The organism is Microbispora sp. H10836 (assembly GCF_012999525.1).
Classification (GTDB): domain Bacteria; phylum Actinomycetota; class Actinomycetes; order Streptosporangiales; family Streptosporangiaceae; genus Microbispora.
In genome coordinates this window covers 109634-123396 of the sequence record NZ_JABBWU010000022.1, presented here as the reverse complement: position 1 = coordinate 123396, position 13763 = coordinate 109634, and the positions used below count along the sequence as shown (strand labels likewise).

Here is a 13763-nt window from a genome sequence, read left to right as displayed (position 1 = left end):
GCACGGCGGTTCCGGCGGCGTCCCGCTGACCGGGCGTCGAGGTCTCCAATCCCCAACTACCGCGTGACCTGCGCCTTTGTGGGTAAGCCAATCATTGCGGAGGGCCGAGGGGGTGGCAGGATGCGATCATCGATCAGTCTCGGCCGCGTGGGCGGGGTCCCGGTCGGGCTCAACATCAGCGTCCTCGTGATCGTCGTGATCCTGGTGGTCGGGCTGGCCTTCGGCCGCTTCCCCATCGCCTTTCCCGGCCTGCCGGTCGCGGCGTACGTGCTGGCCGCGCTGGTGTCGGCGTTGCTCTTCATGGCCTCGCTGCTCGCGCACGAGCTGGCCCACGCGTTCGTCGCCAGGCGGCACGGCGTCGAGGTGTCGGGGATCACGCTCTGGCTGCTCGGCGGGGTCGCGGAACTGCGCGGGGAGCCCCGCTCCCCCGGCGCCGACCTCAAGATCGCCGGGGTGGGGCCGCTGACCAGCGTCGTGCTCGCCGGCGTCTTCGCCCTCCTGTCCTGGGCGCTTTCCGTCGTCGGGGCACCACCGCTGGTCAGCGGGATGTTCGGCTACCTGGCCGCGGTGAACGTGCTGCTGGCCGTGTTCAACCTGGTGCCCGCCGCGCCGCTGGACGGCGGCAGGGTGCTGCGCGCCTTCCTGTGGGCCCGCTGGGGCGACCGCATGCGGGCCGCCGTCGCCGCCGCCCGGGCCGGACGGGTCTTCGGGTACGCGCTGATCGCGCTGGGCTTCCTCAACCTCGTCTCCGGCCTCGGCCTCCAGGGCTTCTGGCTGGCTCTGATCGGGTTGTTCCTGGTCAACGCGGCCACCGCGGAGGAGCAGCAGACGCAGATCGACGCCGCCCTCCACGGGATCACGGTGGGCGAGGTCATGTCGCGCGACCCCGTCGTCGCTCATCCGGACGAGACGGTGGCCGGCCTGGTCGACCGGCTCGTGCTTCGCCACCACCTGTCCACCTATCCGCTGGTGGACGACGAGGGCCGGTTCACCGGGCTGGTGACGCTGGGGCGCGTCCGGCGCGTGCCACCGGACGACCGGGCGACCACCAGGCTGCGGGACATCGCGTGCCCACCGGCGGACGTACCCTCCGCGCGCCCCGGCGACCAGCTCACCGAGTTGCTGCAGCGAATGAGCGGCAGCACGGACGGCCGGGCAGTGGTGCTCGGCGACGACGGCCGCCTCGTCGGCCTGGTCACCCCGACCGACATCAGCCGGACCATCCAGACGGTGGATCTGCGGGCGCGCGAGCCGTACCGGACGCCACGCGGCGCCGACCTCGCCCCGCCGTCTCCCGGCGGCCCTACTCCCAGAGGCCCTGCTCCCGGTGGCGCGGCCCCGCCGGCCGGACGCCGCGACGCCGCCTGAACGCCGCCTGGACGCCGCCGGGGTCAGTCGTCGGCGGGTTCCTCGACGTCGTCGGGCGAGTCGGCGCCGGCGGCGTGCCAGTCGCCGGACCCTCCCCCGGGCTCGGCCCCGGGCTCGGCGTCGGGTGACTGCGCCAGCGGTGGCAGCCGCTCCGGGATCCGGTCTTCCGGCTCCGCGTTGTCGTTCGGCATGGCTTCCTCCTCGGGCCGCGCCCATCCATCTCGGCGTACCCCCCGGCGGCGCGGACATTCGGCCATGTCGCGGGGACGGCCGCGGTAGCCGAAAACAGCCCCGCGAGCCGTGTTGAAAGGGAGACCAGGGGTAGGCGGACCGTGCGGCCGGACCGGACAAAGCGGTCGTAACTGATAGAGGCAGGCTCTCAGGGAGGTGGGGGTATGACGATCGTCGACGACACGGCGGTCGACCGACGGCGGCTGCGGTTCGAGCGGGACGCGCTGCCGTACATCGACCAGATATACGCCGGCGCCCTACGGCTCGCCCGCAATCCCACCGACGCCGAAGACCTGGTGCAGGACGTGTTCATGCGGGCCTTCAGCAACTTCCACCAGTTCCGCGAGGGCACGAACCTGCGGGCCTGGCTGTACCGCATCCTGACCAACACCTACATCAACACCTACCGCAGGCAGCAGCGGCAGCCGCAGCGGGCCGCGACCGAGGACGTCGAGGACTGGCAGCTCGCCGAGGCGGCCTCGCACACCTCGTCAGGGCTCAAGTCCGCGGAGGTGGAGGCCCTGGAGGGGTTGCCCGACTCCCGCGTGAAGCAGGCGCTGCAGGAGCTGCCCGAGGACTTCCGGCTGGCGGTCTACCTCGCCGACGTGGAGGGATTCGCCTACAAGGAAATCGCGCAGATCATGAACGTTCCCATCGGCACGGTCATGTCACGGCTGCACCGGGGACGCCGGCAGCTGCGGGCCAAGCTGGAGGACTACGCCGCCGAGCTCGGCCTGATCCGGTCGGCGAGCGCCGCGGCACCGGACGGCGGGAAGACCTGAGCGGACAGGGATTCAGGCGTCCTCGCGCTCGGGGTTCTCCAGCCGGAAGAAGTTGCTCGGGCTGCCGTCCCTGCGGTGCTCCTGGTAGATGAAGTTGAGCTTGCGTTCCTCGAACGTCGTGAACCACTCGTCCCAGGAGATCTCCTGCAGGTCGCCGCCGCCGTATCCCGGGAAGTCGAAGCGGAGGACCCCCGGACGGCCCTCGTGCTCGGTGCCGGGGACGGTGGCGGGTTTGGCACCCCGTTCCTCGGCCCACCCTTTGATGACGTCGTGATCGGTCGTGATCAGGCTGCGGCCCGGGCGTTCCTCGTGTTCGTCCGGGGCGCCGATCTCCTGCTCGTACTTGTGCTCGCCGGTGACCGGGTGGTGCTGCTCGGACATGTCGACACCTCCCCTCGTCCTCCCTACCCCGCGCCACCCGCCTTACCCTGTGGCCTCACCCTGTGGCCTTACCCTGCTGCCTTTCCGGCCAGCCGCACCCAGGCGGGGGACTCCTCCCCCGGCGCGTACGCCGAGTCGAGGCGCTTGCCCACCACGCCGGGCAGGCCCTGCTCCGCCGCCGCCCGCCGTACGGCGTTGACCTCTCCGGGCCACGACGGCGCCGTCTGCCAGCGCGGCCCGTTCACCCCGAGGCTCTCCAGGCCCGCGCGGCGGCGCTCGAACGGCTCGTCCAGCGACGACCGGCCGTCGTCGTGGAGCAGGTCGTAGGCGACGTAGACGGGGGTGCCCGCGAACGTGACGACCTCGCCGTCCAGGACGGCGGCCCTGCTGCCGAACGACTCGGCCATCGGGCGCAGCCAGCGGTGCTCCCCCGTGACGTCCGCGCCGCGCGCGTCGCGCAGGGTGAGCCTGCCCCCCTCCACGTACGCGAGCGCCCGCGCGCCGCCCCACCAGAACTCCCAGGCGTACGCCCCGGGATCGCGCGGCGCGCGGGCGCGCGTCACCGGCGTCATCGGCGCGAGCGAGGCCGGCGGGGGCTCCCACCGCCCGCTGGGCGGGTCCATCCGGTGGATCATCCAGTTGCGGCCGCGGGTCCGGAACAGCACGTAGCGGCCCGCGACCCGGGAGCCGCTCAGCACGATCTTGACCTCGCGGTCGCTCCACTTCTCGGTCGCGTAGTGACCGCGGTCCCAGATCGTCATCGTGCCGCCGCCGTACTCGCCCTTGGGGATCTCGCCCTCGAACCGGGCGTACTCCATGGGGTGGTCCTCGGTGTGGACGGCGAGATGGTTGGTCGCGGGGTCGGGCGGCAGGCCCTTGGGGATCGCCCAGGAGACCAGCACCCCGCCCCGCTCCAGGCGCAGGTCCCAGTGCAGGGACCGGGCATGGTGCTCCTGGATGACGAACGTGTCGTCCTCGCCCCGCGGCAGCGGCCCTTCGGCGGGGATCGGCTCGCTGGTGCGCGTCACGTCGCGCTTGGCCCGGTAGGTCTCGAGTTTGTCCGCCATCCCACTCGTCCTACCCAGCGCGCGGCGGACCGTGAGTGACAAGCGTGTCACCTTGTAGCGACATGTCCGGTTAAGAACTTCGTGACCACCCGGTAACTACGCCTTACTATCGTCAGCCATCATGAGTTCAGCGATCAGGTTGACCGCGGGCGCCGGAGTCGTGGCCCTCGGTCTCCTCCTGCCCGGCACGCCCGCCACAGCGGCCCCGAGCCACCCGGTCAAGATCACCATCATGGCCAGCTCCGACATCCACGGAAACGCGCTCAACTGGGACTACTACAAGAACGCGGAGTACGACGACAGCGCGCACAACGACGTGGGCCTGGCGAAGATCTCGACGATGGTGTCGCAGATCCGTGCCGACCGCGGCGCCGGCCACACCCTGCTGTTCGACTCCGGTGACACCCTCCAGGGCACGCCGCTGGACTACTACTACGCGAAGATCGAGCCGATCACCTCGACCGGCGAGACCCACCCCATGGCGAAGGCCATGAACGCCATCGGGTACGACGCGGTGACGCTCGGCAACCACGAGTTCAACTACGGCCTGCCGCTGCTGGGCGCGTGGGTCGAGCAGATGAAGGCGCCGGTCCTCGGCGCGAACGCCGTCTCGGCCAAGACCGGCCTGCCGGCCTACCAGCCGTTCGTCCTCAAGACGATGAAGGTGAAGGGCGAGAAGCCGATCAAGGTGGGCGTCCTCGGCCTCACCAACCCCGGTGTCGCGATCTGGGACAAGGCGAACGTCGACGGGAAGCTGAAGTTCCTCGACCTCGTCGACACCGCGAAGAAGTGGGTGCCGGTCATCCGCGGCCTCGGCGCCGACGTGGTCCTGGTCACCGCCCACGCGGGGGACAACGGCCTGTCGTCGTACGGCTCCGACCTGCCGGTGGAGAACGCCGCCGCCATGGTCGCCGAGCAGGTGCCCGGCATCGACGCCGTCCTGTTCGGCCACGCCCACAACGACGTGCCGCAGCGCTTCGTCACCAACAAGGCCACCGGTCAGCAGGTGCTGCTGACCGAGCCGAGCAGGTGGGGCCAGCGCCTCAGCGTCGTCGACTTCACACTCGCCAAGCAGCGCGGCAAGTGGGCGGTCACCGGCAAGTCGTCCACCACGCTCAACACCAACACGGTGACCGAGGACCCGAAGATCGTCGCGCTCATGAAGGCGCAGCACGACAAGACCGTCGGCTACGTCAACAAGGTCATCGCGCAGTCCACCCAGGAGCTGTCGGCGGCCGAGTCGCCGTACAAGGACACGCCGATCCTCGACTACATCCAGAAGGTCCAGACCGACCTGGTGAGCAAGGCCATCGCCGGCACCGCCGACGCCTCGCTGCCGGTGCTGTCGATCGCCGCGCCGTTCAGCCGCACCGCCGTCTTCCCGGCCGGGCCGGTCAGCGTCCGCGACATGGCCGGACTGTACGTCTACGACAACACGCTGCTCGGCATCAAGCTGACCGGCGCCCAGATCAAGGACTTCCTGGAGTACTCGGCGAAGTACTTCGCCCAGGTCGCCCCGGGTGCGCCGGTCGACCTCGGCACGCTCACGAACGCCGGCGGCACGCCCGACTACAACTACGACCAGCTCTCCGGTGTGACGTACGACATCGACATCTCCAAGCCGGTCGGCCAGCGCATCGCCGGCCTGTCCTACCAGGGCACGCCGGTCACCGCCGACCAGCAGTTCGTCGTGGCCATCAACAACTACCGCCAGTCGGGCGGCGGCGGCTTCCCGCACGTCTCGGCCGCTCCGGTGGTCTACAACGCCCAGGTGGAGATCCGCCAGGCGCTGATCGAGTACGCCGCCGCGACCGGCACGATCGACCCGGCGACGTTCGCCGAGCCGAACTGGAAGCTCGTCCGCGACGGGGTCCCCGTCTTCAACTGACCAGTGGGGGGTGGTCCGGGTCCCGGGCCACCCCCTTTTTCCGTTGAGCGGTCGTACTCACCCGATCTTGGGTGATTGCGCTCATGCCCGCGCGCCGATCCGGCGGCGACACTGACGTGTCACGACACCGACGGAAAGGATGACCGTGAGCAGAAGCGGGATCGTCTTTCTCACGATCGTCTCCACGATCGCGGGGATCGTCCTCGTCTACGTGGTGGACGTGCCGCCGCCGGTGGTCGTCTCGCTGGGCTTCGGGGCGCTGTGCCTGCTCTGGCTGATCGTGCTCCTGACGGTGCCGTGGAACCTGTACTTCCAGGCCCACACCCTGATCCACGAGATACGTGTCAGCCGCGAGCGCGGTGTGGCGGTCTCGCCGGAGCGCGAGGCGGAGGCCCGTCGCATCGCGGTACGCATGCGCCGGGCCGCCGTCGCCGCCCACCTGGTGTCGGCCGTCCTGCTCGCGGCGATCACCTACTTCTCCGGCGAGACCGTCGGCTACTACTTCGCCGTCTTCTACCTGCTCGGCACGTTCTTCCGGCCGGCCGGAGCCTGGTTCTCCCACCTGCGCAGCCGGATGACCACGATGCTGGAGGAGGTCCGTTATCCCCGCGAGGACGTCGTCACGCTGACCGGGCGCGTCGACGCGCTGGAGGCGCGGGCCGAGGAGTCCGAGGCCCGGGCCGCCGAGCTGGCCGAGCTCCTCGACTCCCTCGCGGGGGAGACGCGCGCCGGGTTCCACACGGCCACGGCCCGGGGGGACGCTCTCGACCACCGGCTCGACGCCATGGGCAGGACGTTCGAGGACTCCCTCAGCCGCCTCACCGACAACCAGGAGGTCCTGTCGGGCATCAAGGCGTTCCTCCGTCTGATCAGATCCGAGACGGCGTAGTTCGCGAGATTTCGCGATCGCCGGCCGTCCCTCTCGCCGCCCCGCACCCGTATACCCGGCTGGTGCTCGCGGGCGCGGCGGCAGCCGTGGCCGCCGCGCTGGCGGTCCCGGCCCTCATGTCCGGTGCCACAATGCCCGGCCAGGCGGGCGCACCGGCCGGCGGCGTCGCGTCCGCCCCGGCGAACCGGGCAGGTACGACGGCGAGACCGGCCGGGGACGGACCACGAGCGGCCTGGACGCCGAGGTCGTCGTGGGCGGGGCCACCGCGAAGGCGAAACCCACGCCCCGCACCCGCGACTTCCGGATGACGCTGCTGACGAGCATCGGCGGCGAGAGCCTGTCCCAGGACGACTTCTGGCGGCTGCCCCGCGAGGTCGAAGGCCTGCGCCGCTGGCTGGAGGCCCATCGGCGGGGAGAACCCGCAGGGGAATTCACGTTCTGGATGACGAGGTTGGTGCTGTCCGGTCCGACCACTCCGGCCACCCGGGCCGCGATGCTGCGGATCCTCGCCGATCAGCCGGGCCTGAGGCTGGAACGAGGTGTCACCGACCCGATCGGCCGCTCCGGCGCCGCGATCGTGTCCGCCGACGGCGCCAAGACCGGGTACGAATCCTCCGGCTGGGTCGAGAAGATCGGCGATCGGCCGTAACCGCGGCGACGGGGCCCGTGCCGTCCGGCCGAGGGCACGGGCCGCGTCACGACCTTCGCCGCACAGCCCGGGGAACCGTGCGGCTCGCGCCGACTGACGCGAGCCCCGGGATCGCCGCTCCCGCCGTCCGCCGAGCTGCGGACAAGCGGTGTGGGCCGAGGGCACAGGAGCACAGAACCGGAAATTCCCGATTCTGTGGACGGTCCTGTCACTGCCCGATACCCTCTGCCGGGTCAAGATTGTCGGATCTTCAACGACAGGGCGGGGACGGCGTGGCGCGCTCGTGGAGGGAGCTTCCCACGGGCCGGGTCGTGCATCTGCACGCAGAACAGGACGTGCACTTGCACGCGGGACAGGACGTGCATCTGCAGGGCGACCCGGACGCCGTCGCGCTGGCGATCGGCCCCCTGCCCGATGACGCACCCGCGCTGGTCACCTACGTCCCCCGCCCGGCCGGGACCCCCGCGGCCGTGGTCGCCGACGTGCTGAGGGAGCTGGAGTCCGCCGCGCTGGCGATGTTCCCCGCCTGGCTGCCCGAGGCGGACGGCATCACCGGAACCGGCGGGGCGGCCGTCCCCGCCGTCCGTGCCCACGCCCTGCGTGCGGGCTCCGCCACCCGGCACTTCGCGCCCTTCCTCGCCCACCTGGCCGAAAGAGCACTGCGCGAGCGGGCCGCCGCGAACGGGGTCACGGCCGGAGGCGGCACGGCGGGCCGGGCCGGGACGTTCCCGCCCGAGATCCGCGCCGCGGGGCTGGCCCGGGTGCTGTGCTCGGGCTACCGGCGGGCCGAGGCCGCGATCCTCGTACGGATGCCGCCCGATCTCACTCCGTCCGCGGAGGAGGTGCTGGTCGCGGCGTGCGAATGGCTGGCCCACCACGGCGGGTTCGGCATCTGGCTCACCGGTCCTCCCCCGCGCTTCGTGGACCGGATCGAGAGTGTGTCCGCCCCGATCCCCGACACGGTGGCCGCCCTCGTCCGCGAGGTCGCGCCCGGCGGCGCCGAGAGGTTTCCGCCGCCGGCGCTCACCTTCCCGCCTCTCGCCGGGTCGCCGCACCCGGGCAGCGCCGCCGAGCGGCGGCTGGAGGCGGCGCTGTCGCCGTGCGCCTGGGCGGCGGGCCGCGAGTGGAACCAGCTCCACGCCTCCGGACCGCTCAGAAACCCGATCCGCGTCGACCTGCTTTGGCGGACCGAGCGCTGCGTGGTCGAGATCGACGGCCCCGAGCATCTCAGCCCGCGCCGCCTCGCCTCGGACAGGCAGCGCGACCTGCGCCTGCGCCGGGACGGCTACGCCGTCCGCCGCTTCACCAACGACCAGGTGCTGGAGCGTCTCGGCACCGTGCTCGCCGAGTTGGAACGCTTCCTCCACCAGTGCCGCCGTGGAACGTTCGAAGGGTCACTCCATGCCTGACACGTCGCTATCCCAGCGCGAGACCGCCATCCTCCTGCTGCTCATGGCCGAGGCCCGCGAGTTCACCAACCCGGAACTCAGCGAGCAGTTCGGCTTCGAGATCGGCAAAAAGGAACGCGAGCACCTGCAGCGGCTCAAGCTGATCGAGGTCGGGAAGAGAGGCCCGTCGTTCACCTACACGCTGAGCGACGACGGCTGGGCCAGGACCACCGCGATGTTCCGTGAGGGCATCCCCAAATCCAGCCGTCTCGCCCCACGACTGCTCGAAGCGGTCGTCCGGGCCATGGTCTCGGGATTCCAGCGGCACCTGGAGCGGAGCGGCGCCCCGCTCGCCGAGATCTTCGGCCGGGAGGAGGACCTCGTCCCGGCGGTCACCGAGGCACCGACTGCAGAGGCGGCGGCAGAGGCGGCGGCAGAGCCGGTCGCGACAGTGGAGGCGGCCACCTCAAACGTGCTCGCGCGCCCGTCCGACGACATCGAGACGTTGATCCGCAAGGCGTACGCGCAGCTCGCGGACAAGCCGAACGCCTGGGTGAGCCTGACCCGGCTGCGCCCGCTGCTGGGCGACGCCCCCAGGGACGAGGTCGACGCCACCCTCCGCCGGATGATCGCCCTCCCCGACGTGCGTCTCGTCCCCTGGGAGAACCAGAAGACCCTCACGCCCGCCGACCGGGACGCGGCGGTCGTCATCGGTGACCAGCCCAAGCACCGCATCTGGATCGGGGCATGATGACCGGCAAGGAACTGGACGCTCTGGCGGCGCTGCGGTTCAACTACGCCAAGGTTCCCGACGACGTCTGGCGGCCGCTCCCGTTCCACGTCGGAGCCCTGCACCGGCAGACCGCGCAGACCATCCTCGACGGGTTCATCGAGGCCGAGGAGAGCGCCGACGCGAGCCCCATCGGCGTCGTCGTCCAGGGGCAGCGCGGCACTGGCAAGACGCACCTGCTCGGCTGGGTCAGGCAGAAGGTCCACGAGGAGGACGGCTACTTCTTCCTGGTTAGTCTGCTCGACGCCAGGAGCTTCTGGGAGAGCGTGCTGCTGTCCATGCTGGACAGCCTTTCCCGGCCGGTTCCGGGATCGGGGACACAGCTCAAGGAGCTTCTGTGGCGCCTCTGCCTGCTGGCCGAGGTGCCGGAGGACGCGCGGCGGCCCGTGACCGGTGAGGAGGCGCTCTCCCAGGGGGACCTGGACGCCTTCGTGCGTGCCCTTCGCCGGTACGACCGGCACGTCGGCGGCGTCGCCCAGGACGTCGCGAGGGCCCTCGTCCTGCGTGCCTGCGGCGACCTTTCCGCGCAGGATGTCGGGGACGCCTACCTCACCTCCGCGCCGGAAGGAGAGCCGGGCGAACGCGCACGCTGGGGTTTCACCCCGATCGCCAAGTCCCCGCAGGAGATCGTCAGAGACCTGTCCCGGCTGGTGGCGCTCACCGGGCCCGCCGTCATCGCGGTGGACCAGATCGACGTCCTGATCGCGCAGTCGTCCGTCGCCATGACGGACGGCGGCCAGGAGTCCTGGCCTCAGACGGCGGTCCTGGACGGGATCGCGGGCGGCCTGATGGCGCTCCGGGAGATGACCCGGCGCACACTGACCGTCCTCTCGTGCCTTCCAACCACATGGGAGCTCATCAGGACGAAAGCCACCGACACGGTGCAGGACCGGTTCCGGGAGACCACGCCGCTCGGTGGCATCCCCGATGCGCCGACCGGCATCGCGCTGGTGGAGAAGCGCTTCGGGGCGCAGTACGCAGCGGCCGGGTTCATGCCGCCGTATCCGACCTGGCCGCTGAAGCCGAAGGCGTTCGAGGAGGCGAACCAGTACACCCCTCGCCAACTGCTCATCCGGATCGACAAGCACGTGCGGTCGTGCCTGGCGAGCGGGCAGGTCACGGAGCTGGAACGGCTGACCGGCAGCGCACCTGACCGAGACCGTCGGATCATTATCGGCCCGCCGAACGACTTCACGAAGCTGGACAAGCGTTTCGCGGAGTTGCGGAAGCGGGCGGACGTGGCGGAGGCGCTGGACCCGATCACGGAGGACGCCGTGATGCCGCGCCTGCTGTCGGCCGGACTGTCCGCCTGGATCACCGAGCAGGGCGAGGACGGGCGCCTGTTCGCCCAGGACCCGCCGCCGAGCACGAAGCCGCCCCTGCACGCCCGTCTTCGCAGAACGCTGGACGAGGCGACGGAGAACGAGGCCCACTGGTGTTTCCGGGCCATCTCGGCGTCCCATCACATCGCCGCGCTGAACCGGCTGAAGGCCGCGTCGACGGCGGCCGGGCTCGACGAGCGGATACCCGCGCGCAAACTGTTCGTGCTCAGGAACCAGAGCTGGGCGAAGGGACCGGTGACGCAGGAGGCGCTCACGGCCTTCGAGCAGGCGGGCGGCCGTGTGCTCCAGATCGAGGAGGACGACCTCCGGATCTTCGCGGCGCTTCGTGACCTGATCGCCGCGAACCCGCCGGAGCTCCAGGCCTGGCTCGTCTCCCGGAGACCGACGAGCGAGGTGAAGCTGTTCGCCGAGGCGCTCAGCGACGCGGCCGTTCCGCGCGTGTCCGGCACCGGGAGCGAGATGTCCTCGCGGACGCCCCGATCGCTGGGCCGCACCCGGCGCACCGCCAATCCCGAGCGGCAGCTGCTCCAGTGGGAGGCCGTGCCACGACTCACGTCACGGCCGGCGACCGGCGCGCCATCCCCCGGCACCCCGCCGTCGCAAGGCCCCGGTACCGCGCCGTCACCGGCCTCCGGGGGGACGCCGGAACCGGCCGGCCCGAGCGTCACACTTCCCGGCGGCCCCGGCACGACCAATCCCGATCTGCAGGTCTGGCCGCCGCTTCCGCCCTCCGATGAAACGCCGCAGGCCGATCCGCCGGTCGTGGAGGTAGTGGTCGAGCCCCACCCGCCCACGCCGTCGCCGGTGGACGAGGTCACGACGGCTCCGTACCTGACGATCGGGGCGGCGACCTCGGACAACCGGCCGGTACGGATCCCGATGGAGACCCTGCGTAAGCACACGGCGGTCTTCGCCGGCTCGGGCTCCGGCAAGACGGTGCTGATCCGCCGTCTCGTGGAGGAGTGCGCCCTTCAGGGGGTCTCGGCGATCGTCCTCGACGCGAACAACGACCTCGCGCGGCTCGGCGACCGGTGGCCGGAGCCACCCGCGGAGTGGGGCGAGGGCGACGCGGCCAAGGCCGACGACTACCTGGCGAACACCGACGTGGTGATCTGGACGCCGCGCAAGGAGTCGGGACGCCCGCTGAGCTTCCAGCCGCTGCCCGACTTCGCGAGCATCGCCGACGACGCGGACGAGTTCGGTGAGGCGGTGGACGCCGCGGTCGCCGCGCTGGTGCCCCGGGCGAAGCTGGAGACGAGGGCGGCCAGGGCGCACCTCGGCCGTGCGGTGCTCCGCGAGGCCGTCGCCCACTACGGGCGGCGCGGCGGCACGGGGCTGGGCGGCCTGATCGCTCTGCTCGACGACCTGCCGGACGGCGTGAGCAGTCTCGAAGGCGCGGCCAGGCTCGCGACCGAGATGGCCCAGCACCTGAGGGCGGAGACGATCAGCGATCCCCTGTTCGCGGGGACCGGGACGCCCGTCGATCCCGGTGTCCTGCTGACGCCGCCGGAGGGGAAGCGGGCCCGCGTGTCGGTGATCAGCCTCACCGGCATGGCCTCCGACGCTCAGCGGCAGGGCTTCGTCAACCAGCTGCAGATGGCGCTGTTCTCCTGGATCAAGCGGCATCCCGCCGGAGACCGCCCGCTCGGCGGGCTGTTCGTGATGGACGAGGCCCAGACGTTCGCCCCGTCGGGGACGGCGACCGTGTGCACCCAGAGCACGCTCGCCCTCGCCGCCCAGGCCCGCAAGTACGGCCTCGGGCTGGTGTTCGCCACCCAGGCGCCGAAGGGCCTGCACAACCGGATCACGGGCAACGCCGCCACCCAGTTCTTCGGCCTGCTCAACGCGCCGACCCAGATCACGGCGGCGCGGGAGCTGGCCAGGGCCAAGGGCGGCGACGTCCTCGACGTGTCGAGGCTGCGGTCCGGCCAGTTCTACGCGGCGTTCGAGGGCGGGTCCTTCACGAAGGTCCGCACACCGCTGTGCCTGAGTCATCACCCGAGCAGCCCGTTGACGAGCGAGGAGGTCGTGGCCCGCGCGAACCGGTCCTGAACGAAGGCGCGCGGAGCCGGCGCCGCCCTCGGGCGCGGCGCCGGCTCCCGCGTCAGGGTTTGCGGCCCACTCCCGCACAGCCCATGCGAGCCGTCTCCTCGTCGGCGAACATCGAGGTCTCCTCGTCGCCGAACGGCCAGACGTTCTCCGGCCCGGAGCCGCTGGCCAGGCCGGGAGGAATCAGCTCGAAATCGCCGAAGAAGCGGGCGATCTCCGTACGCGATCGGGGGACGAACGGCACGTTGGCCTGGCGATAGAAGTCGGCGATCTTGTCCATCCGCTCCGGGGCGGCGTCGCCGCAGACGTGCGAGAGCGCGAGGTAGCTGCCCGGCGCGAGGGCCTCCCGGTAGGCGGCGACGAACCCCTGCGGGTCGTCCTCGTCCGGCACCAGGTGCACGAAGAACATCATCAGCACCGCGACCGGCCGTTCGAAGTCGATCAGTTCGCGCACCCGCGGGTCGCCGAGGACCTCCGCGGGGTGGCGCGCGTCGGCCTGGATCATCGCCACCCGGTCGGGGTCGGCCAGCAGCGCCCGGCCGTGCGCGCAGACCACGGGATCGCTGTCCACGTAGACCACGCGCGTGTCGGGCGCGAGCCGGTGGGCCACCTCGTGCACGTTGTCCTGCGCCGGAAGTCCCGACCCGAGGTCGAGGAACTGCCTGATCCCCTGGTCCACCAGGTAACGCACGATCCGGCCGATCAGCCGGCGGTTCTGCCTGGTGCCCTCCTTGGTCTCGGGCAGCACGCTCAGCACCAGGTTCGCCAGGTCACGGTCGGCTTGGAAGTTATCCTTGCCGCCCAGGAAGTAGTCGTACATGCGGGCCGCGTTCGGAATGCTCGGATCGACTCCACGAGGCGCCTGCTCGGCCGTCATAGGGCTCACGTCCTTCACCGCGCGACCGCGGTATTTCATGATCGAGATTGCGAGCCCAATG

12 protein-coding genes are annotated in these 13763 nt (G+C 71.3%); 8 read left to right on the top strand and 4 right to left on the bottom strand.

All coding sequences use genetic code 11. From position 1 onward, the window contains the following. Positions 1-120: 120 nt before the first annotated feature. Positions 121-1368, top strand: a complete 1248-nt coding sequence (locus HHX30_RS32375) for a site-2 protease family protein (RefSeq protein WP_169986783.1) — start codon at positions 121-123, stop codon at positions 1366-1368. Between the two features lie 23 nt (positions 1369-1391). Here the strand turns inward: HHX30_RS32375 and HHX30_RS32370 are convergent, their stop codons facing one another. After that, entirely contained in the window at positions 1392-1559 is a 168-nt protein-coding gene (locus HHX30_RS32370) for a hypothetical protein (protein ID WP_169986781.1), read from the bottom strand. A 204-nt stretch (positions 1560-1763) separates the two neighbouring features. Between HHX30_RS32370 and HHX30_RS32365 the strand changes: the two genes are divergently transcribed. Next, entirely contained in the window at positions 1764-2381 is a 618-nt protein-coding gene (locus tag HHX30_RS32365) for a sigma-70 family RNA polymerase sigma factor (RefSeq protein WP_169986779.1), read from the top strand. Positions 2382-2393: 12 nt separating this feature from the next. Here HHX30_RS32365 and HHX30_RS32360 read toward each other — a convergent pair whose 3' ends face one another. Both HHX30_RS32360 and HHX30_RS32355 read right to left on the bottom strand, forming a co-directional pair. Continuing rightward, on the bottom strand, positions 2394-2762 hold the full coding sequence (locus HHX30_RS32360; protein WP_169986778.1) for a hypothetical protein: 369 nt from the start codon (positions 2760-2762) through the stop codon (positions 2394-2396). Between the two features lie 68 nt (positions 2763-2830). Beyond that, positions 2831-3829 carry a DNA polymerase ligase N-terminal domain-containing protein gene (locus tag HHX30_RS32355; RefSeq protein ID WP_169986776.1) on the bottom strand — a complete coding sequence of 333 codons (999 nt, stop codon included), beginning with the start codon at positions 3827-3829 and terminating at the stop codon, positions 2831-2833. Positions 3830-3950: 121 nt separating this feature from the next. Here HHX30_RS32355 and HHX30_RS32350 point away from each other — a divergent pair, with 121 nt between their 5' ends. The 6 genes from HHX30_RS32350 (at position 3951) to HHX30_RS40935 (ending at position 12828) form a co-directional block, all read left to right on the top strand. Continuing rightward, complete coding sequence (locus HHX30_RS32350; protein WP_169986774.1) at positions 3951-5717, top strand: 5'-nucleotidase C-terminal domain-containing protein; 1767 nt, start codon at positions 3951-3953, stop codon at positions 5715-5717. Positions 5718-5862: 145 nt separating this feature from the next. After that, entirely contained in the window at positions 5863-6606 is a 744-nt protein-coding gene (locus HHX30_RS32345; RefSeq protein WP_211592875.1) for a hypothetical protein, read from the top strand. Positions 6607-6856: 250 nt separating this feature from the next. Then, on the top strand, positions 6857-7255 hold the full coding sequence (locus HHX30_RS32340; RefSeq protein ID WP_169986770.1) for a hypothetical protein: 399 nt from the start codon (positions 6857-6859) through the stop codon (positions 7253-7255). 341 nt (positions 7256-7596) lie between these two features. Next, positions 7597-8664 (top strand): DUF559 domain-containing protein, encoded by a 1068-nt coding sequence (locus HHX30_RS32335; protein WP_169986768.1) that lies wholly within the window; start codon positions 7597-7599, stop codon positions 8662-8664. Further along, positions 8657-9394 (top strand): hypothetical protein, encoded by a 738-nt coding sequence (locus HHX30_RS32330; protein WP_169986766.1) that lies wholly within the window; start codon positions 8657-8659, stop codon positions 9392-9394. The genes HHX30_RS32335 and HHX30_RS32330 overlap by 8 nt, the downstream gene beginning before the upstream one ends. Next, positions 9391-12828 carry a helicase HerA domain-containing protein gene (locus HHX30_RS40935; RefSeq protein WP_249350683.1) on the top strand — a complete coding sequence of 1146 codons (3438 nt, stop codon included), beginning with the start codon at positions 9391-9393 and terminating at the stop codon, positions 12826-12828. The genes HHX30_RS32330 and HHX30_RS40935 overlap by 4 nt, the downstream gene beginning before the upstream one ends. A gap of 52 nt (positions 12829-12880) precedes the next feature. Here HHX30_RS40935 and HHX30_RS32320 read toward each other — a convergent pair whose 3' ends face one another. Further along, on the bottom strand, positions 12881-13741 hold the full coding sequence (locus tag HHX30_RS32320; protein ID WP_249350682.1) for an SAM-dependent methyltransferase: 861 nt from the start codon (positions 13739-13741) through the stop codon (positions 12881-12883). Positions 13742-13763: the final 22 nt, after the last annotated feature.